Annotated in this window: 16 protein-coding genes; 5 read left to right on the forward strand and 11 right to left on the reverse strand. The window is 69.2% G+C overall.

Going from position 1 to position 20,504, the window contains the following annotated elements; translation table 11 throughout:
- Positions 1 to 4 precede the first annotated feature (4 nt).
- Together ACXVUM_RS00090 and ACXVUM_RS00095 are read left to right on the forward strand one after the other, a co-directional pair.
- Positions 5 to 1,270, forward strand: a complete 1,266-nt coding sequence (locus ACXVUM_RS00090; protein WP_458519862.1) for a KasA/KasB family beta-ketoacyl-ACP synthase — start codon at positions 5 to 7, stop codon at positions 1,268 to 1,270.
- 49 nt (positions 1,271 to 1,319) lie between these two features.
- A complete protein-coding gene (locus ACXVUM_RS00095; protein WP_458519863.1) occupies positions 1,320 to 2,771 on the forward strand; it encodes an acyl-CoA carboxylase subunit beta in 1,452 nt (483 codons plus the stop codon).
- 77 nt (positions 2,772 to 2,848) lie between these two features.
- Here ACXVUM_RS00095 and ACXVUM_RS00100 read toward each other — a convergent pair whose 3' ends face one another.
- The 4 genes from ACXVUM_RS00100 to ACXVUM_RS00115 form a co-directional block, all read right to left on the reverse strand.
- Positions 2,849 to 4,057 carry a hypothetical protein gene (locus tag ACXVUM_RS00100; RefSeq protein ID WP_458519864.1) on the reverse strand — a complete coding sequence of 403 codons (1,209 nt, stop codon included), beginning with the start codon at positions 4,055 to 4,057 and terminating at the stop codon, positions 2,849 to 2,851.
- Between the two features lie 163 nt (positions 4,058 to 4,220).
- Complete coding sequence (locus ACXVUM_RS00105; RefSeq protein ID WP_458519865.1) at positions 4,221 to 4,739, reverse strand: DUF3145 domain-containing protein; 519 nt, start codon at positions 4,737 to 4,739, stop codon at positions 4,221 to 4,223.
- A 130-nt stretch (positions 4,740 to 4,869) separates the two neighbouring features.
- Positions 4,870 to 5,685 (reverse strand): serine hydrolase domain-containing protein, encoded by an 816-nt coding sequence (locus tag ACXVUM_RS00110; RefSeq protein WP_458519866.1) that lies wholly within the window; start codon positions 5,683 to 5,685, stop codon positions 4,870 to 4,872.
- Positions 5,686 to 5,806: 121 nt separating this feature from the next.
- A complete protein-coding gene (locus ACXVUM_RS00115) occupies positions 5,807 to 6,937 on the reverse strand; it encodes an NDMA-dependent alcohol dehydrogenase (RefSeq protein ID WP_458519867.1) in 1,131 nt (376 codons plus the stop codon).
- A gap of 380 nt (positions 6,938 to 7,317) precedes the next feature.
- Here ACXVUM_RS00115 and ACXVUM_RS00120 point away from each other — a divergent pair, with 380 nt between their 5' ends.
- The gene (locus ACXVUM_RS00120; protein WP_458519868.1) at positions 7,318 to 8,541 is read left to right on the forward strand and encodes a diguanylate cyclase; all 1,224 of its coding nucleotides are present in this window, start codon (positions 7,318 to 7,320) and stop codon (positions 8,539 to 8,541) included.
- Positions 8,542 to 8,548: 7 nt separating this feature from the next.
- Here the strand turns inward: ACXVUM_RS00120 and ACXVUM_RS00125 are convergent, their stop codons facing one another.
- The gene (locus ACXVUM_RS00125) at positions 8,549 to 9,289 is read right to left on the reverse strand and encodes a hypothetical protein (RefSeq protein WP_458519869.1); all 741 of its coding nucleotides are present in this window, start codon (positions 9,287 to 9,289) and stop codon (positions 8,549 to 8,551) included.
- 181 nt (positions 9,290 to 9,470) lie between these two features.
- Between ACXVUM_RS00125 and ACXVUM_RS00130 the strand changes: the two genes are divergently transcribed.
- Positions 9,471 to 11,564, forward strand: a complete 2,094-nt coding sequence (locus ACXVUM_RS00130) for an Rv1355c family protein (protein WP_458519870.1) — start codon at positions 9,471 to 9,473, stop codon at positions 11,562 to 11,564.
- Here the strand turns inward: ACXVUM_RS00130 and ACXVUM_RS00135 are convergent.
- From ACXVUM_RS00135 to ACXVUM_RS00155, 5 genes are all read right to left on the reverse strand, one after another.
- Positions 11,558 to 13,039 (reverse strand): sugar transferase, encoded by a 1,482-nt coding sequence (locus tag ACXVUM_RS00135; RefSeq protein ID WP_458519871.1) that lies wholly within the window; start codon positions 13,037 to 13,039, stop codon positions 11,558 to 11,560. The two genes, ACXVUM_RS00130 and ACXVUM_RS00135, sit on opposite strands and share 7 nt — an antisense overlap.
- A 117-nt stretch (positions 13,040 to 13,156) precedes the next feature.
- Positions 13,157 to 13,789 (reverse strand): TetR/AcrR family transcriptional regulator, encoded by a 633-nt coding sequence (locus tag ACXVUM_RS00140; RefSeq protein WP_458519872.1) that lies wholly within the window; start codon positions 13,787 to 13,789, stop codon positions 13,157 to 13,159.
- The gene (locus tag ACXVUM_RS00145) at positions 13,786 to 14,979 is read right to left on the reverse strand and encodes a lipase family protein (protein ID WP_458519873.1); all 1,194 of its coding nucleotides are present in this window, start codon (positions 14,977 to 14,979) and stop codon (positions 13,786 to 13,788) included. The genes ACXVUM_RS00140 and ACXVUM_RS00145 overlap by 4 nt, the downstream gene beginning before the upstream one ends.
- On the reverse strand, positions 14,976 to 16,490 hold the full coding sequence (locus ACXVUM_RS00150) for a cellulase family glycosylhydrolase (protein ID WP_458519874.1): 1,515 nt from the start codon (positions 16,488 to 16,490) through the stop codon (positions 14,976 to 14,978). Before ACXVUM_RS00150 ends, ACXVUM_RS00145 begins: the two co-directional genes overlap by 4 nt.
- Positions 16,491 to 16,651: 161 nt before the next feature.
- Positions 16,652 to 17,938, reverse strand: coding sequence for an acyltransferase family protein (locus tag ACXVUM_RS00155; RefSeq protein WP_458519875.1), 1,287 nt, complete (start codon positions 17,936 to 17,938; stop codon positions 16,652 to 16,654).
- A 211-nt stretch (positions 17,939 to 18,149) separates the two neighbouring features.
- Between ACXVUM_RS00155 and ACXVUM_RS00160 the strand changes: the two genes are divergently transcribed.
- Complete coding sequence (locus ACXVUM_RS00160) at positions 18,150 to 19,688, forward strand: cellulase family glycosylhydrolase (RefSeq protein WP_458519876.1); 1,539 nt, start codon at positions 18,150 to 18,152, stop codon at positions 19,686 to 19,688.
- Between the two features lie 26 nt (positions 19,689 to 19,714).
- On the opposite strand, the gene ACXVUM_RS00165 is transcribed toward ACXVUM_RS00160, so the two are convergent.
- Complete coding sequence (locus ACXVUM_RS00165) at positions 19,715 to 20,503, reverse strand: class I SAM-dependent methyltransferase (protein ID WP_458519877.1); 789 nt, start codon at positions 20,501 to 20,503, stop codon at positions 19,715 to 19,717.
- Position 20,504: the final 1 nt, after the last annotated feature.

The following is a 20,504-nucleotide window of genomic DNA, read 5'->3' on the forward strand; positions in this document are numbered from 1 at the left end:
GTAATTGACCACCTCTCTTCGCGAATACTCGACCGCGGCGGGGAACTTTCCCAGCGTCGTGGTGACCTCGATGGTCGCCACGACGTCCGTCGGCGAGGACCTCGACTCCACCTGGAAGGGCCTGCTCGCCGGTGAGACCGGCATCAAGGCCCTGACCGACGACTTCGTCGACGAGTACGACCTCCCGGTTCGTATCGGCGGGAAGCTGGTGAAGGACCCGACCGAAGAGGTGTCGCGCGTCGAAGCCCGACGCATGAGCTACGTCGAGCGCATGGCCCACGTCATGAGCAAGCGTCTGTGGGAACAGGCCGGCGAGCCCGATGTCGAGAAGGACCGCCTCGCGGTCGTCCTCGGCACCGGTCTCGGCGGTGGCGACGCCCTCATCGCGGCACATGACGCGATGACCGGCACGAAGAACTACCGCAAGGTGTCGCCGCTCGCCGTGCCCATGACCATGCCGAACGGACCCGCTGCGGTCATCGGCCTGAACGTGGGTGCTCAGGCGGGTGTCATGACCCCGGTCTCGGCGTGTTCGTCGGGGTCGGAGGCCATCGCGCACGCGTGGCGGCACATCGTCCTCGGCGACGCGGACATGGTCGTGACCGGCGGCGTCGAGGGATTCATCGACGCGGTGCCGATCGCCAGCTTCGCGATGATGCGGGCGATGAGCACACGCAACGACGACCCGGGTGCCGCCTCACGTCCGTTCGACAAGGACCGCGACGGCTTCGTGTTCGGCGAGGCCGCGGCCCTTCTCGTCATCGAGCGGGAGGACCACGCTCGTGCCCGCGGGGCGCACATCCATGCGCGTCTGCTCGGCGCGGGCATCACCTCCGACGGGTATCACCTGGTCGCACCGCATCCCGAAGGGACAGGTGCGGCGCGGGCGATGGTGCGCGCGATGGAGACGGCCGGCATCTCGAAGTCGGACGTCACCCACGTCAACGCCCACGCGACGTCGACGTCCATCGGTGACACCGCAGAGGCGTTGGCCATCAACTCGGCGCTCGGCGACGGTGTCGCCGTGTACGCGCCGAAGTCGGCGCTCGGGCACTCCATCGGTGCCGTGGGCGCATTGGAATCGGTCCTGACCGTCAAGTCCGTCGAGGAGGGCGTCATCCCGCCCACGCTCAACCTCGACAACCAGGACCCCGAGTGCAACATCGACATCGTCGCCGGTGAGCCGCGGTACGGGCACATCGAGCACGCCATCAACAACTCGTTCGGATTCGGTGGGCACAACGTCGCGCTCGCCTTCGGTCGGTACTGACCACGACCTGGGTGCGGGGGGAACTCCGCCGGAACTGCTAGGAGAACTGATGACCACAATGGCACCGATCACCTCGACGGAGGAGACCGTGGACCCGCGGGACCCCATCCTGCGCCTGACCAACTTCTTCGACGAGGGCTCGATGTCGTTGCTGCACCCCCGCGACAAGTCGGGTGTGCAGGCGGCCGTCGGTCGGGTCAACGGCGTGCGCACCATCTCCTACTGCACCGATGGCACCGTCATGGGCGGTGCCATGGGTGTGGTGGGGTGCGCGCACATGGTGAACGCGATCGACACCGCCATCGCCGAGCAGGCGCCGATCGTCGGCATCTGGCATTCCGGCGGCGCCCGTCTCGCCGAGGGCGTGGAGGCACTCCACGCCGTCGGCCAGGTCTTCGAGGCGATGGTCCGCGCGTCGGGCTACATCCCGCAGATCTCGGTCGTCGTCGGTTTCGCCGCCGGCGGTGCCGCCTACGGCCCGGCCCTCACCGACATCGTGATCATGGCCCCGGCCGGTCGCGTGTTCGTGACGGGTCCGGACGTGGTCAAGAGCGTCACCGGTGAGCAGGTCGACATGGAGTCGCTCGGTGGTCCGCTCACGCACGGCAAGAAGTCGGGCGTCAGCCACATCACCGCCGACTCCGAACCGGACGCGCTGTGGCGCGCTCGTCGCCTCGTCGCGACGTTCAGCCAGCAGGGTCACTTCAGTCGGCAGCGTGCCGAGGCCGGCGACACCGACCTCAAGGCGCTGCTGCCCGAGTCGAACCGACGGGCCTACGACGTCCACCCGGTCGTCGCCGGTCTGCTCGACACCGAACTGGCCGCCGACGGCGAGACGGAGATCTCGAGCTTCGAGGAGATCCAGGCCAAGTTCGCCCCGAACATCGTGGTCGGTTTCGGTCGACTGTCGGGCCGCAGCGTCGGCGTCGTCGCCAACAACCCGCTCCGCATGGGTGGCTGCCTCAACTCGCTCAGCGCCGAGAAGGCCGCGCGCTTCGTGCGCCTGTGCGACGCGTTCGGCATCCCGCTGATCGTCATGACCGATGTCCCCGGGTACCTGCCCGGTGTCGGTCAGGAGTGGGACGGTGTCGTGCGCCGTGGCGCAAAGCTGCTGCACGCGTTCGCCGAGTGCAGCGTCCCCCGCGTCACGCTGGTCACCCGCAAGATCTACGGCGGTGCCTACATCGCGATGAACTCGCGGGCGCTGGGTGCCACGGCCGTGTTCGCATGGCCGGGGTCCGAGGTCGCCGTGATGGGTGCCAAGGCGGCCGTCGGCATCCTGCACAAGAAGGCGCTGGCCGCCGCGGCCGACGACGAGCGCGAGGCTCTGCACGAGCGTCTCGCCGTCGAGCACGAGGCGATCGCCGGTGGTGTGGGTCGTGCGCAGTCGATCGGTGTGGTCGACGAGATCATCGATCCGGCGAAGACCCGCAGCATCATCGCCGAGGCACTCGCCTCGGCACCGGCACGGCGTGGACGGCACAAGAACATCCCGCTGTGATCGGTTGATCCGACGAGAAGGGCCCCGGACCATTCGGTCCGGGGCCCTTCTTCGTGGGCAGGCCTGAGGGAACCAGGTCAACCCACGTGCGGGTAGTAAGACAATCGCCAGTTGTAGCCCTCCTCCTGTGTCATTTCGGTCATCGCCTGGGGCAGCGGCCACACCGAGAACGATTCCCATTCGACGGGGACGAGCGTCGACCAATTTTTCCTACCGCGACCGCGCACCGCAAGTTCGATCATCAACCGTTCTGCCGTGCGTTCGTTCACTAATGCGAGCGCTTCGACAGAACCATCTGCGTCACCTTTTATACGCCATGAACCATGTTCCAACTTTGCGCTCATCCCGAACAGTATCTGACTACCGTCGTCTCCCACTTTGGTTGCGAACTTGTACTTCTGGCGGATCCTATCAAACGTTCGCATAACAAATTCAACATAGCCGTCGCCGTCATTCAAGCGTTCAGCGGCAACGATCATCTTGGGGCGGGACAAAGTTTGGTCTCGTTCGTTCGTGGTATCGCCAATCCGATCAACGAGTCCTTCTATCGCCTCTCGAACACTCCCGGGCGCCTCCAGTTGCTGGCCGACGCCGAAAGTCCTCGCGAGTCCTGTCCAAGCAAGCCTCCTCTCGATAGAGCGAAACCACCCCGGACGTTGAACATCTTCGACAATCACGACTGAGAGCGCGAACTCTCTGCTCACGCACTGCCGGACAGCGATCTCGCTCACAAGTTCCCAGTACTTCTCGATGAGGGACTGCAGCCGGTCGTCACTTAGCGCATTGTTGCCGGTGGCACCAATCACAAGCGTGCCGAAGCAGACAACTAACGCTGCGGTGACGACCGCTGATACGTAGTCACTCCATCGGGGAAGAACGGGATCGATCCAGGCGACCACCCACGTGGCTGCGAAGCATGAGGAGACAGCGACACATATAACGGCGGTTTGAAGTAAGCACCAGGACCGAGTGCGCGGGACAGTAGCCTCCCCAAAGGGATTAATTCGAATCAATGCGGACAGACCGTGGCCCGCCGCAATTAGCGTCGCGACAAGCGCTCGGTCGCCCCAACCGCCACGAACGTGCGCCATCGCACACACCGACGCCAAGAACAACGGCATGAATCTGAAGAGCCCGTAAGACCACCACGTCCGCGCGATCTTGGAGCTGACCGCGTCATCGAGGAGGTAATAGTTTTCTGGCCACCGAGTTTTCACCGCCGAGTAAAAAGCATTTACAGCGACAATTGCGAGAAGCGCCCGCAAGAATGCGTCAAGAATCTGCACTTAAACAGTGTAAGTTGCGCGGCGGAAAATTTCAGCGGGCAGTTGTTCGGGTCTACCCGATTAGCCATCAACCAAAGCAGTGAACTTAAGCCCCGACTTGACCACTCGAAGACTCGATAACCGCGCCCGAGGAGGCTGCTGATTCGGCGCCCGTCGCGTAACGTTAGCCCACGCGCTGATGGAGCCATGTGACCTCGGCGCCCGCGCCACCGAGTCGGAAGGCCTCGAGAGCCTCGTCCCAGGCGGTGCCCAGTGCGGCGTCGAGCCGACCGGCGAGGCCGACGGCGTCGGGAGCGGAGTCGATCATGGCGCGCAGCTGCATCTCGCCGACCATCACGTCGCCGTTGGCGCTCATCGACCCGCGCCACAGGCCGAGGCCGGGGACGTGGCAGAAGCGTTCGCCGTCGACGCCGTCGCTGGGGTTCTCGGTCACCTCGAAGCGCAGCACCGGCCATTCACGCAGGGCGGCGGCGAGACGGGCGCCGGTCCCCACGGGACCGGTCCAGTCGACGGTGGCGCGTTGCAACCCGCGACCGGCCTCCTGGGCCGACCACTTGAGATTGGCCCGGGCGTCCAGGGTCGACGACAGGGCCCACTCGACATGCGGGCAGAGTGCGGTGGGCGACGAGTGGATGTAGACCACACCCGTCGTCACGTCCGCGAACTGTTCGAGTCTGCGCACCACTGCACCTCCGTGGATTCGACGAGGATCGTCTTCCCCAACGACCTGGCGGATCCCACCGGAGGAGGATGCGTGACCATTGTGCCTCACGGTGCCCGTGATACGCCAGTGGTACGTGTGTTCGATGTGCTCAGTCGGTCAGCTGGTCGACCACGGCGTCGGCGAAGTCCGACCACAGCGGCTTGGCCCAGGCGCCGAACGCCCGGTCGGTGAGCACGATGCAGGCGGCCCCCAGGTCGGGGTCCACCCACAGGAAGGTGCCGGACTGCCCGAAGTGACCCACGGTGCGCGACGAGTTGCGCGACCCGGTCCAGTGCGGTGACTTCTCACCGCGGATCTCCGGTCCGAGGCCCCAGTCGTTCGGGCGATGCCGGCCGTATCCGGGCACGAACCCCTCCAGACCGGGGAAGTGCACCGACGTCGTCGCCGCGTGGGTCTCGCCCGCGAGCAGGCGCGGCGTGAGGAGTTCCGAGGCGAGCGCGGTCAGGTCGGCCACGGTCGACACGGCCCCGTGGCCTGCGGGCCCCTCGAGGGCTGTCGACCCCATCCCGAGCGGACGACAGATCGCGTCGCGGAGATAGTCGGCGAAGTCGATGCCGGTCGCGTCGGTGAGATGCCGCGCGAGCACCGCGTAGCCGGCGTTGGAGTAGATCCGCTTCTCCCCCACACCCGCCTCGACGGTCTCGTCGTCGAGCGCCAGACCCGACGCGTGCGCGAGGAGGTGCTCCACCGTCGCGCCGGGCGGTCCGGCCGCGTCGCCGAGTGCGACGGCCTCCTCCTCGAGCGCCACGGCGACGGCCAGCGCACTGAGGAGCTTCGTCACCGAGGCCAGTGCGAACCGATGGTCGAGATCACCGTGGGTGTCGACGACCGACCCGTCGGCCGTCACCACCGCTGCGGCGACGGTGTCGACGGGCCAGTCGTCGAGGGAGTCGAGGGCGCTCACACCCCCATCAGATCACGCGGATCAGTGGTCCCCCGCCGGAGGCGGATCAGTGGTCCCCCGCCGGAGGCGGATCAGTGGTCCCCCGCCGGAGGCGGATCAGTGATCCTCCGCCGGAGGCGGATCAGTGGTCCTCGTCCGTGTACCGGATGACGCCGCGGATGTTGCGGCCCTCGAGCATGTCCTGGTAGCCGTCGTTGATCTGGTCGAGGCGGTACTGCCGGGTGATCATGTCGTCGATGTTGAGCTTGCCCATCTTGTACATCGACAGCAGCTGCGGGATGTCGAGCTTCGGGTTCGCTCCGCCGAAGATGGTGCCCTGCAGGTTCTTCTGCAGCAGCGTGAGCATCGCGAGGTTGAGGGTGACGTCGGTCTCCATCATGTTTCCCATGCCGGTCAGGACGCAGGTCCCGGCCTTCGCGGTGATGCCCATCCAGGTGTCGACGTCTTTGCCGTGCACCTCGCCGACGGTGACGATCACCTTGTGCGCCATGTGCCCCTGGGTCACCTCGGCGATGGTCATCGCCGCCTCCTCCACGGAGGCGAAGGTGTGGGTGGCGCCGAACTTCATTGCCTGCTCGCGCTTCCACTCCACCGGATCGATGGCGAAGACGTTGCGGGCACCGGCGATCACCGCGCCCTGCAAGGCCGCGGTGCCGACACCGCCGACGCCGACGATGGCCACGTCCTCACCCGGTCGAACGTCTCCGCTCCGGGTCGACGAGCCGTACCCGGTGGGGATGCCGCACCCGACGAGGGCGGCGACCTCGAAGGGGATGTCCTTGTCGATCTTCACCGCCGACGCCTCGTGCACGACCATGTACGGCGAGAAGGTGCCGAGCAGCGTCATCGGGTACACGTTCTCCCCGGCGGGGGTCTGGATGCGGAACGTGTTGTCCGAGACGGCCTCACCCTGCAGCAGCATCGCGCCGAAGTCGCACAGGTTGGCCAGACCCGCCTTGCACGACGGGCACTTCCCGCATGACGGGATGAACGACAGGACGACGTGGTCGCCGACCTCGAAGTCGGTGACGCCCTCGCCGAGCTCCTCCACCACGCCGGCGCCCTCGTGGCCACCGAGGATCGGGAACCCTGCCATCGGGATGCCGCCGGTGACGAGATGGTGGTCGGAGTGGCACATGCCCGCCGCCTCCATCCGGATCTTGATCTCGTGCGCCTTCGGGTCGCCGAGCTCGACCTCCTCGATCTGCCACGGGGTGTTCGACTCCCGCAACAGCGCAGCCTTGGTCCTCATCGCTACCTCCATCACTCTCGCGCGCGTCTGCCCTCACAGCGCCGACTGACAGTGACAGTAGTCACGCGACGCCAAAAATGAAACGTGTTCTATTTGTGCGTCGCGGGCGTTCCGACCGCGTCCGACCGCGACCGTAGGATCGAGGACACTCGTCGCGGGCCGAGTCGCGAGGTGTGTCATGGGTCCGCTGGTCGAACGATTCCCCTCCCATTGCCCGCGCGGCCACCGCCTGGGGGCGCGCCGGATGCTCGTCGGGTGGGACAACCGCTGCGATCCGCCACAGCGCATCTGGATATGTGTTCGGTGCAGCACTGTGATGCATCACCACGACTACACATGGCCACTCACCGACCACCCTCCCGACCGGGCATGATGGCGAGGTGCACCCCGCCGGAACGGAGTCGACGCGCGAGTCGCGCGCGTCGTCCGACGTCGTGCCCCCGGTGCTGATCCCCACACGCAACCGCCTGCTGCCCCAGCGCAACGGTCCGTCCCGACCGTCCCGTCCGGGGGTGACGTACCGCCTGTGGCGTCGCCTCGACGCCCGGTCGGCCGCGGTGTTGCTGTCCACCGCCGGATCGCTCCCACTCCCCCTGCTCGCACTCCTCGACGAGCGCCTGACCCGCGAGGGCGGTCTCGCCGCGCTGATCGGCGTGTGGGTGTTCACCGTGATCGTGTTCACGACCACCGCGGTGGTGGGGCGACTGTCGGACCGCCTGTTCACGGTGTTCGGCCTGATCGGGATGGTCGGTATCGCGGTGGCCGGCTGGGCCGTGGTCGATCCGGCGACGTCCGGTGTGGTGATGACCCTGCTCGGGGCGATCCCGGCGATCGCTGCCATGTCGTCGTCGCGACGGGTGGTGGTGACCTTCGCGGTGGTGGCGATCGGGCTCGCGGTCGTCGTCGCGGTGCTGACACCCGCCTCGGCGGTGGGCTTCCTGGTGAAATGCGGGTCCGGTGTGGCCAACGTCGTCATCCCGGTGTTCATCGTGTCCGCGCTGCGTAGTTCGCTGGAGGTGTCGATGCAGCGCTACGCGGTCCTCGGCGACACCGACCCGCTCACCGGCCTGCTCAACCGTCGCGGCTTCCTCGCCCGCAGCGGACAGTTCCTCGGTGCCGTCGCCGACGCCGGCCACCAGATCGGGTTCCTGCTCATCGACGTCGACCACTTCAAGGACATCAACGATCGTCTGGGCCACGCGGCCGGTGACGCCGTCCTCGTCGACACGGTGCGTGCGATCCTGCGGTCGGCGCCCCGGGGCAGTCTGATCGGCCGCTTCGGCGGCGAGGAGTTCGTCGTGCTGTGCGCGACGCAGGGTCAGGTGACGCTCAGCGACGCCGCGGAGACCATCCGTACGACCGTGTCGGCCACGACGGCGGTCACGGTGAGCCTCGGCGGGGTGGCGGCACCGCTGTCGGTCTCGCGCACCGGGACGTCCAACATCTCCGAGGTCGTCGACCATCTGACGCACCTCGCCGATCGCTGGGTCTACGTGGCCAAGAGCGCCGGGCGTGATCGCGTCGTCTGCCTGTCCACGTCGGCCATCCACTACGTCGACGGCGACGGCGACCCCACCCGGATGTTCGACCCCGCCCGGCCCTGACGGGCGCTCAGGCGGCCATCGACGCGGTCCCGACGGCATCCGCCAACAGGTCCACCTCGTCGCGCATCGCGGCGAGGATCGCGGGGCTCGCGTCGCTGTCCAGGGTCTCGAGATCCCACCACATCAGCCGGGTCCGGTAGCGGTCGTCGGGATACGGCGCCGCGCAGACCGACTCGTCGATCCGCCCTCCGCTCGACCCCCACCGCCGCAACGAGTGGTCGGCGGAGGTGGCCATCAGGTGACGGGCCCCGGTGACGCGCAGGATCGGCAGCGCGAGTCGGGCGAGCAGGTCGGCCGCGGCGGCCGGGTCGTCGGCACCGGGGTCGACCCACGCGGTCTTCACCTCGACGACCCCGTCCGGGATCCGTTGACCGATGGCATGTTCGAGGTCTACACGACCAGGTGACCCCGACCACTCCCGGAGCGCGTGCGATTCGTCGGCGCGGCGGTACGGGCCCTGCACGCGCAGACCTCCGCGGCACGTCCCGCGATCGTCGACGACCGCGAAGAAGACCGTCGTGTCGCGTCCGTCGACGACGGCGTCGTGATCGAGTGCGGTACCCACACCGTGGGCCTCGTACACCGTCCGCGCGCCGGCCAGGAAGCGACGCCACAGCGACACGTCACCCGCGGGCGTGGCGACCACGAGCCGCGCGCCGGTCAGCGGGTCGCGGATGCTCCCGCGGCCCATCGCCGCCAGTCGGGTACCCATGTGAGATGCCGCGGAGTGCATCGTCGTGGCCGTCATGGCACACCTCTCTTCGTCTATCGTCACAAAATCGATCAGATGGACGGGATCAGCAATAGATCATTCAAAGTCGTTGATCGCGAATGATATTCACGATCAATATCGAAGTTCGACGCAGTGAATGCCCTCCCGAAGTCCCCCCAACCCCATCTAACGAACACTGGACGGAAGAGGCAATCCGATGCGCGCGATCACCCACCCCGGAGACGGCTCCGCCGAGATCCTCGACCCCGCGGATCCCGACGACGCCCGGCGCCTGAACGAGCTCCGCGCGGACCCGACGACCGCGATCGTCGACACCCTCACACGCCAACAGGAGGCGCTTCACGCGTGCCTGCCGAGGCCCGACGACCCACTGCTGGAGGAGCCGTCTCGGTGGGTCCATCTACCGTGGCGCCGTACGGTCGTACATCTCTTGGGGCCCACGTCATTTCGCCGGGTTCGCCTGGATCGCAACCGGAACAAGATCACCCTCGCCGAACAGGAACAAGCACTGACCCGGGTCGTCGGTGTGGTCGGTCTCAGCGTCGGCCACGCGATAGCCCACACCGTCGCGATGGAGGGCCTGGCCGGCACCCTGCGTCTCGCCGACCACGACGAACTCGACCTGGGCAACCTCAACCGCGTTCCCGCGACAGTGCTCGAGATCGGCGTCAACAAGGCGCTCGTGGTGGCCCGACGGATCGCGGAGATCGACCCCTATCTGCGCGTCGAGGTGCTCCCCGCCGCCATCGACTCCGCCACGATCACGGATTTCCTGGACGGGCTCGACGTGGTCATGGAGGAGTGCGACTCGTTCGCGGCCAAGGTCCTGATCCGCAGACATGCTCGTGCACACGGCATCCCGGTCCTCTGCGAGACGAGCGACGGCGGCGTCCTCGACGTCGAGCGCTTCGATCTCACACCGGATCGGCCGCTGTTCCACGGGTTGCTCGACGGCCTCGACACAGAACAGACGCTCGACCCGGCGTCTCTGATCGCCGCCGCCGCAACGTTTCTCGACGCCCGATCGGTGACATCACGGATGGGGGCCTCGGTCCTGGAGATCGGCCGGACCCTGTCGACGTGGCCGCAGCTCGGCGGTGACGTGGCACTCGGCGGCGCGACGTGCGCCGCCGCGCTCCGACGACTGCTGTGCGGAGAACCGTTGCCGTCGGGGCGTGTTCGCATCGATCTCGACGGTCGACTCGACGACATCGCCGACCCCCTCGCCGATGCGCCGACGCACACCGCTCCGGTGTCGCCACCGCCGGATCCGGTGACGGAGTTCGCGAGCCTCTCCGATCTCGACGCGATCGTCTACGCGGGCGCGCACGCGGCGTCGGCGGTCTCGCTGCACCCGTGGAGGATCGCCACCGTCGACAGCACGGTCGTCGCGGCCGTCGACCCCGGGGCGGGGGGCGACGGCGACGAGGTCACCCGACGACGAGCGGCGCTCGCCCTCGGCGCGGTCGCGCGGAACATGACGGCCGCGGCGGCCGCGCGGGGGATCCCGCAGATCGCCGAGATCGGCGGGCCGGAGGACGCACCGACCGTCCGGCTGACGGTGGGGGCGTCGCGCACGCTCTCCCCTGGTGATCGCACCGCTCTGCCGACGTCGATCCTGGCCCGCCCGGCCGGCCGACTCCCGGGTGATCGGGCCGCGTTGTCGGAGGAGCAGATCGCCCTGGCGCAGTCGCTGTCGTCGGCGGCGGCGCGCATCCGGGTGGTCACCGATCGCGACCGGATCGACCGGCTGGCCGTGGCCGCGGGAGCCGACGCACGTGTGCGCTATCTCACACCGAGGTTGCACGCCGAGATGCTCGCGGCGGCAGTCGCCGACACCGGCGAGCTCACGGCCGAGGCGCTCGGTCTGCCCCCGTCCGCGCAGGCGCTGCTGCCCCTGTTCGCTCGTCCCGACGTGATGGGGCACCTGGGGGCATGGGAGGGCGGGCGGGATCTCGGCGCGGCGACCGCGCACGCCGTCGCGTCCTCATCGGCGCTCGTCGTCGTGACGGCCGCCGGCTGGTCCGTCGTCGACTTCATCAGGGCGGGCGACGTCGCCCGCGCCGTGTGGATCGCCTTGACCGGCGTGGGCCTCGCCGTCCACCCGACGGATCCGGTCACCGGATGCGCCCGCGACGACGCCGAACGCAGGTCGATCGCCCCCGACCGCGGTGACGAGCTGGTCGCGCTCGACCGGGGGTTCCGCGAAGCGCTCGACGTGGGCCCCGACGAGCCGGTCGCCCGGGTGTTCAGCGTCGTGCACCCCGCTGCGGTGGGCGCCGCTCAGTAGGCCCCGTCGCGGCCGATCACGGCCTTCGCGGTACGCCAGAGGATGATGATGTCCTGCATGATCGACCAGTTCTCCACGTAGGTGAGGTCGAGACGGACCGACTCCTCCCACGACAGGTCGGAGCGGCCGGAGACCTGCCACAGTCCGGTGATCCCCGGCTTGACGAGCATGCGCCGGGTCACGATGTGGTCGTAGGTCTCGACCTCCTCCCGCAGCGGCGGACGCGGACCGACGAGGCTCATCGACCCGCCCATGACGTTGAACAGCTGGGGCAACTCGTCGAGGCTGAACCGGCGCAGGATCTTCCCGACGCGCGTGACGCGCGGGTCGTCGGCCATCTTGAACAGCACGTCGTTGCCCTTGTCGCGATCGGTCAGTGCGGCGCGCTGCAGATCGGCGCCGACCACCATCGATCGGAACTTCCACATCGGGAACGGCTCGTTGCCCAGCCCGATGCGTTCACCGCGGTAGAACACCGGGCCCGGCGAGGACACCTTCACCGCGACGGCGCAGGCGGCCATCACCGGGGACAGCAGCACCAAGAGGATCGCGGTGACCGAACGGTCGAACGCGGACTTGAGGAAGCGGTTGGCCCCCTCGTAGGCGGGCTTGTCGATGTGCAGCAGCGGCAGACCCGCGACGGGCCGCACCATCATGCGCGGACCCGCGACGTCGGTGACCCCGGGCGAGACCAGCATGTCCACGTCCATGCCCTCGAGATCCCACGACAGCTCACGCATGGCGGAGTGGCCGAGTACCTCGGCGGACGTGACGGCGACCGTCGTCGCGCCGGAGAGCGCCACCGCGGTGCGGGCGTCGGAGAAGTCGCCGAACACGGGGATCACGCGGCCGCCGGTCTGCACGATCTCGGGGTCGTCCGGGCGTTCCACCGGCAGGCACATCCCGACGACCTCGTAGCCGAGCTCGGGGTTGGCGTCGAGGCGTTGGATGAGCAGCTCCGCCGAGCGCATCCCACCCATCACCAGCACGCGCTCCAGATACCGGCCGGCCCGCCGCATCCGCGCGACGTGGCGGCGCAGCAGCCATCGGGTCAGCAGGAGCAGCACCGCGCCGAGCGGGAACGCGACCGCGAGGAACCCACGGGCGACGCTGAGCACCAGCAGCTGGTCGACGATGGCGAGGACACCGAACGTCGTGAGGGTGGCGGTGAGCACCCGGCTGTACTCCGCCGGTCCGCTGCCCAGGACACGACGATCCGAACTCTGCGTCACGCGCAGCATCACGAACCACCCGAGAGCGATGAGCAGTGCGATGGCGACCGCGGGCCACCGATAGCGGCCGAGGGTGTGGACGAGGTCGTAGCCGAACCGCACGATGAGTGCGACCATCACGGCGGTCACCACGACGAGGAAGTCGAGCACCCGGGCCCGCGCGGCGTACTTGTACAGCCAGTTCTGCGACCGTGGCTGCACGAACTCGGCACGGGCGGGCACGGGGATGTCGCGTCGGCTCACACCTCGGAGCCGACGGGCGGAGGTCGCGCGGGTGGGCCGTGACACAAGAGCATCCTTCCCCCGGCGCGGCCGCGGCGCGCGGCTCTGGAGATGTGATCGTCGTCGGCGCGCCGGTCGTTACGCCTGGGCCGTCAGGTCGGGGTCGTCGGGTGGGACGGTGAGCGCGGCACGTGCCATCGCACCGAGCAGATCGGCGGCCGCGTCCGGGCCGAGGTCGGGCATCCGCGGCGCCGCGTTGATGAGCCCGAAGACCGCGTGGGCGCGCGCCGACCCCACACGGTGGTCGACGCCGGTGACGTCGGCGACCGCGTCGGCCCACAGGTCGACGTAGCGCCGCTGCAGCCGGCGGACCGTGTCGCGTGGTCCCTCGTCGAGGGACGCGAGGTCACGCGACTGCACCGTGATGAGATCCGGCTCGGTGAGCGCGAACCGGACGTGCACGTCGACGAGCTCCCGCAACCGGTGCATCGGGTCCTGCGTCCGCGTCACCACCGCGGTCCCCCCGGCGAGCAGGCGTTCGGAGATCTCGGTCAGCATCTGCGCGAGGAGGTCCTGCTTGTTCGCGAAGTGGCGGTACATCGCCGGCCCGCTCACACCGACCGCGGCACCGATGTCCTCGAGCCGCACCGAGGCGTAGCCCCGTCGCGCCATGAGCGCCGCCGCCGCGCCCAGCAGATCGCGGCGCCGCTCGGCCTTCGCCGCGCTGCGCGCCGTCACCGCCGTCGGGCCGTCGTCGGCTGCGGTCGTCATCGCGGGCAGTTGTCCGGGGCCGGGGCACCGGCGAACCGGTCGCGCAGCCAGGGCAGGGCGGCGGAGATGTCGACGTCGCCGTGTCCGCGTCCGGGTTGTTCCGACGACTCGATGGTGTCGCCCAGCGCGCAGGCGCGTCGGACGGCGGCACGTGTCCACGCGGGGTCGATGAAGGTGTCGGCGTCGCCGAAGAGGACCAGCATCGGTGCCGACGCACGGCGTTGCGGCAGGGCGTAGGACTGGAGGAGGTCCCTCAGTCGCGTCGCCGCCTCCGGTGAGCGCGGCATGATGTCGCCCGGTCGCAACTCCGCGATCACGGCGCCCCGCTGCGCGGCCGCGGCACCCTGACACGAGGACAGCGTGGCCCACAGACGCGCGCCGCGCGCCGAGCGGTAGTCGTCGCGGACGATGTCCGGGTGCGAGCGAGCGGCCGCCTCGATGAACAACTGCAGCGACGGCATCTGGTCGGAGGTGAGTGTCCCGGCCAGCGACTTGTCGACGAGTCCCACCACATCGGCGGCGGGCGCGGCCGCCACCACGCCGAGCGGGCGCAGGTCGGGCGCGTACGACGCGCTCAACTCGTTGGCGGCCCAGATCGCGCCGCCGCCCTGGGAGGAGCCGAAACCGGCCCACCGCGGCGACACCGACCCGAACACGGTGCGGGTCGCACGGATCGCGTCGAGGGTGTCCCGGCCCGCGGTGTCGGAGTCGAGGTAGGGGTGCACGCCCGGTGCACCGAGACCCTGGTAGTCGGGGATGGCGACGGCGTAACCGGCACCGACGAGCGACTGCGCGATCGTCAGCAACCCACCCAGCTCCGGCGCGAGCGACGGTGCGCACGCCTGGTCGATGCCGGTGGTGCCGTGGTCGAGGGCGACCACGGGCCACCCGCCCTCGGGCGGAGTCCCCCCGGGGATGAACGAGGTCCCGGTGACGCGGATCGGCTGCCCGTCCGGAGCGGTCGAGATGTAGGTGATGGCGGCGCCTTTGGCGCGCACGATCTTCATCGGGAGGGTGAGGTCGCCGTAGTCCTTCGCCGCCACGACCGATCCGGGCGTCTGGCCGCCCGGGACGCGCAGATCGGGTTCGGCCGGGAACACGACCGGATACAGCACGACCGAACCCACCGCGACGACGGCGACGACGAGCACCGCGACCGCCACCAACGCCCATCGGAGCGTGCGGGTCACGAGACCTGCACCCGCACCGACTCCCCGAACGGTTTACGCATGACGGCGTTCGTGCACCGGACCACACGTGTGTCGCCGTCCACGTACTCGTCGGTCGTCGGGAAGCCGTACTCGGGTCGCCATGCATCCAGCATGTCACCGGACAACCCGTGCACGCCCGTCGACGACGTCCAGAACACCGTCATCGGACGGATGCCGCGTGCGGGTTGTCGGCCCCGTACGAACGGCCCGTCGGGCACGGCGCGCTGCGACGCCAGGTAGGCCACGACCGGCCCGGGGGTGGCGTAGCAGTCGTCGCGGGCGCAGATGACCTCGCCACCGGTGAACTCCTGTCGCACGACGGGGATCCCCCGCGGCGACATCTCCCGGTACCAGGGGGTGACCGCGCCGCCGACTCCTGCGTCGCCGGTCGCCGCTGCGGCGACGACCCGCTGGTACACCTCGTCGTCGACGACGCCGCGACGGACCAACTCCCGCAGACGCTGATAGGCCGGTTTGGGCGAGAAGTCGGTGTGCAGGATGCCGAACGAGTCCTCTTTGTCCGAACTCCCGGTCCGACGGTCCCGGAGTTCGTGGACGATCACCGGCCCGGCGTAGGACAGCTGCGACCACTGCGCGACCGACCGGGCGACGACGTCGGCCTGGGTCTGCGGATCGGTGGGCAGGTCACCGGTGGTGGGGTACCCGATCTCACTGGCCCACACCTTCTTCCCACCGTCACCGTGCGCCCGCATGGTCGCGTACATGTCCGCGACCATGCGCATCGCCGAGTCGGGATCGTGGGGTTCGGAGTTGAACGACGCCGGATACGAGTACGGGTGCACCGACAGCGCGTCGAAATACCCTGCGCCCCCGGCGGCGTAGACACCCTTCAGGAAGCGCAGACCGTTCATCGTGGTGTCGCTGTCGACCGCCGTGGCGATCGCCCCGCCGACGACGGTGATGTCGCGGTCGACCGATTTCAGCGCACGGTAGGCCGCACGGAGGAGCCGGGTGTACGCGACGGGGTCGGGTCCGGGCTGGAAGTAGTAGCCGCCGTTCGGCTCGTTCCAGATCTCGAAGGTGTCGACGCGTCCGGCGAGATGCCGTGCCGCGTTTGCGGCGAATTCACCGAACCGGGCCGCCGACGCGGGCCGCTCGGCGATGGGGCCCGGCCTGCCCGCCGCCCACGCCGGGGTGTAGTCCAGGATGCCGAGGATCTCGATCCCGTGGCGTCGCGCCGCGTTCACCACCGAGTCGGTGGGCCCCCAGTTCCACACGCCGTCCGCGGGCTCGACGGCGGGCCACGCGATGTCCATCCGCAGCAGCGACACCCCGAGGTCGTTCATGGCCCGCATCGACTTCTCGATCGTCACCGCGTCGGATCCGATGAGGTTGGTGCCGCCGCTGACGCCGACCCGTGCCAACGGTGTCGGGGCAGCCAGGGGCGTCGGGGTCGTCGGCACACCGGGATCGGACCGGGGCGACGGGGTGCAGGCCGACAGCACCGTCAGGAGCACGAGGGCGGCCACCGCGATCGCGATCGGTCGGTGCCGCCCGGACAACGACAGCAGCGACCGTGGCGACCATCGGTCACCCCCCGCTGCAGATCGCCATCCGTCGATGAGGTGACATTAGTGCAGGATTTACCCTGGCGAATGACTCTTCCGGTTCCGTGAAGTCGCGTCGCGCGTCAGCGCGTGCGCACCCGCCTGGCCAGGTCGATGGCCGGCTTCTCCACGAAGCGGTAGGTCAGCGAGGCGCAGACGAAGGTCACCGCGAAGACGATCACCAGGTTGCGGCCCAGCCCGGCCCACGTGTCCCCGCCGAGCGCACCCCACCGGCCGAGGGCCATGAGCAGCGGGAAATGCCAGAGATACATGCTGAGCGAGATCCGCCCCAGGTACTCGAACGGCCGCCAGTCGACCACCTCGGCGATCCGTGAGCGGGCGTCGTGCGCGAGCGGCAACACGATGATGGCGATGATCAGTCCGCTGGCGAACGACGTGGCGACGACCTGCTGGTTGCTGCCCGCCACCAGCAGTACGAGCATCACCAGCAGCGCGGGCAGCAGCAGGACGGCACTGATCCGCCGCGCCCAGACCGCGAAGCGCGCCGACAGCACCCCCGACTCGACGGCGACGAACAGCACCGCCGCGATCATGCCGAAGGTGAAGGTCTGCGCCCCGCCGAGGAAGCTGCGCAGGATGACCGCCGACCAGTTGGGTCCGAAGTTCGCGGCGACGACGTCGTCGATGCCCTGCGCCCGCGCGATCGCGTCGGCGACGGCGGTGCCGACGACACCCAGCACGCAGAAGGCGACCGGCGCGAGCATGGCCAACAGCATCGGCGAGGTGCCTCGACGGCGACGGAGGGCGAAGACACCCCAGCCGACCAGCGGCAGGCTGATGTAGAAGGCGTATTCCAGGGTGAGCGACCACGACGGGTTGATACCGGTCTGGATGAGACCCGGGACGTAGGTCTGCACCAGGAAGATGTTCGCCAGGAACGTGATCGGGTCGGTGATCATCCCGGTCCCGGCCTCGCTGCCGACGACCAGCGCCTGCTGGGCGTTGCGGACGAACACCGCCTGCAGGACGAAGTTCGCGATGAGGAACACGACCAGATAGCACGGCATGATCCGCAGCACGCGGTGCACGACGAAGCTGCGGACGTCCGGTTGGTGGTCACGACCGGCGAAGAGCCCCCGCACGATCGGCAGGTACAGCAGGAAGCCCGACAGTGCGAAGAAGAAGATCAGCGCCTGACCGAGGATCTGCAGCTTCCCGGACTCCGCGGTGTGCTGGGAGTAGTGGCCGGCGACGTGGACCACGAGGATGCAGACGCACGCGATGCCGCGGGGGCCGTCGAGGCCGCGGATGCGGCGATGACGTCGAGCACCCGGCGTCGGTGCCACCGTCGACGTCGGACTCCCGACGGGTACGCCGGGGGCGACGCCCCCGACCCGTTGCTCGGTCATCGCCACCGCTCCCCTGATCGACGTCGGCAGGATCCGACGCCCCCGATGCATCTGTCCCGTGATGTGTTCACCCGGAGCATAAGGTGCCGACGACCGGTCGGCACCACGACCGACGCGCCGACGGATCCTCGGGAGGCCCGCGCGCTGTGATTCACTGGCGTCTCGGGGGAGGTTTCAGCGCTCACCCCGTCTCGCGAAAGGTATCGGCCCCATGCGTCGCCTGCTCCGTGGTCGCGTCCTCGCGGCGGTCATGGTGGCCCTGGTGGGCGTCGGGGTGGTCGCGTGCGGATCGTCGGATCCCGGACGCGCGCCGGCACCGTCGCCGTCGCCGTCGACGTCGGACGGGATCGCCGCACAGGGACACGGTTTCGGGATCGCGCTCGGTGCCGAGGTGTACTGGCAGGGCACGGCGGCGACCGACGCCGATCTCGACGCGATCGCCGCCGCCGGCCTCGGTTCCATCCGGGTGCCGGTGTTCTGGGCCGCGATCCAGCCGACGGGCCCCGCCGCGTACACCTGGTCGGTCGTCGACCATCTGGTGGACGGGGCCCGCGCCCGGGGTCTGCGCGTGCTGGCCACCGTCGGCGGCAGTCCCGCGTGGGCGGGCGACCCGGCCGCCGGGGGCGGGCCCTACGCCGCCCCCCGCGACGTGTCCGAGTGGGCGACGTTCGTGCGCGCGACCGCCGAACACCTCCGCGGTCGCGTCTCGGCGTACGAGATCTGGAACGAGCCGAACAGCTCGATGTTCTTCGCCCCGAAGGTCGACGCCGGGCGCTACACCCGGCTGTTGCGCGCGGCGCACGCATCCATCGCCGCGGTCGACCCGCGGGTGACCGTGCTGGCGGGCGCGTTGGGGACCGTCATCGACACCGCGACCACCACCGATCCCGTCGACTTCCTCAGGACGATGTACGACGACGGGGCCGCGGGATCCTTCGACGCGGTGTCGGTACACCCGTACAAGTACGATCTGGGACTCGCCGAGGCGTGGACCGTCCCGGAGTCACCGGGTCGTCAGATCGCCGAGATGCGCCGCATCATGGGCGATCACGGCGACGGCGGGAAGCAGTTGTGGGCGACCGAGTACGGACTCCCCAGCAGCAGAGTCGGTCTCGACCGGCAGGCGCAGATGATCTCTGGCTTCGGCCGTGACTGGAGACAGCTGCCGTTCGCCGGTCCGGTCTTCTGGTACACGTTGCGGGACAGGGCGACCGGCGTCCCCGACGACGAGGACAACTTCGGGGTCATCCGTACCGATCGCACGCCGAAGCCCGCGGCGCAGGTCGTCGTCGACTACGCCCGCGCGGGGGTCACGCCCGGGCCGGACGCCGAGCGGTTCGCCGGCGCGCCCCTCGACCCGAGCGGCGGCGAGATCGTCAGTCCGGTCTTCCGTGCGACCCGGTCGGGCGTGCTGGCACGGTTCCAGCGGGACGCCGTCGTCTACCTGACCCCGAGCGGATTCGTCACCACCACACCGCGGATCGCGCTGGCGGCCATCGGCGCCGACTCCTACCCGACCGGTCTCTACGCCGACGATCACCAGGATCTGGCCGACGGCACCAGCGTCTTCGCCACGGACCTCGGGGGCGTGCACGTCATCGGCGGCGGCGTGATGGACGGGTGGTCACGGTCGTTGGGTGCCGCCCTGACCGACGAGATCCCGGTCGGCGGCGGCGCGGTGAGGGTCGACTTCCAGCGCGGGTCGATCACGTGGTCACCGGATCGCGGCGCGGTCCGGTCGATGTCCTGACCGACCGGCGCGACAGGAAGCCGGCGTCAGCCGCGCAGCCGGCGGTACACCGCGGTGGCGAGCGGACTGCGCGCGAGGATCTCGCGCGGGGTGCGGGCGACGTCGGCGACGAGCACCACGGGTGAGCCGCCGAAGGTCGACCGGCGGCAGTGGTACATCGTCCGACCGTCGTAGCGTTCGGCGATCGCCGCACCGTAGCGGTCCGCGAACTCGGCGTCGGCGAAGAAGACCTTGTTGTAGCCGATCGCGAAGGGCCGCAGCGCATCCGGCCGTTCGAGGTAGCGAAGGGTGCCGGTCACGACCTCCGGCCAGGCGAAGTTGAAGACGTCGTCGGCGATCACCACGCCACCCTTGGCGAGGGTCTCCTCCGCGAGCAGCATGTCGGAGTACACGACGTTCTCCGTGTGGCCGCCGTCCACGCTGAACAGCCGCACATCGCCGTCCACCATGCGTCGCAACTCGTCGGGGCTCACGAGTGTCGAGTCGCCCGAGTGCACGGCGACGCGTGCGGGATCGCCGAATCGCGCGACGTTCGCCTCGAATCGGGCGCGGTCACCGCGACCGGATTTGTCGACGTTGAGGTCCTGGTCCTCGAAGATGTCGATGGCGACGGACTTCTCGTCCTCGCGCAGCAGCAGGTCGAGGCCGATGAGCAACTGTCCGTGATGCACGCCGATCTCGGCCGCGCCACCGCGCACGCCGAGCGCCCGCTGGCGCTCGTCGAGCAGTTTCACCAGCGCGAACACCTCGGGCTGGACCCAACCGCGAACCCGGCGGCGGCCCAGACGGGCGTAGGTGTCGAACTCGGTGCGCATG

It is taken from the genome of Williamsia sp. SKLECPSW1 (assembly GCF_054332755.1).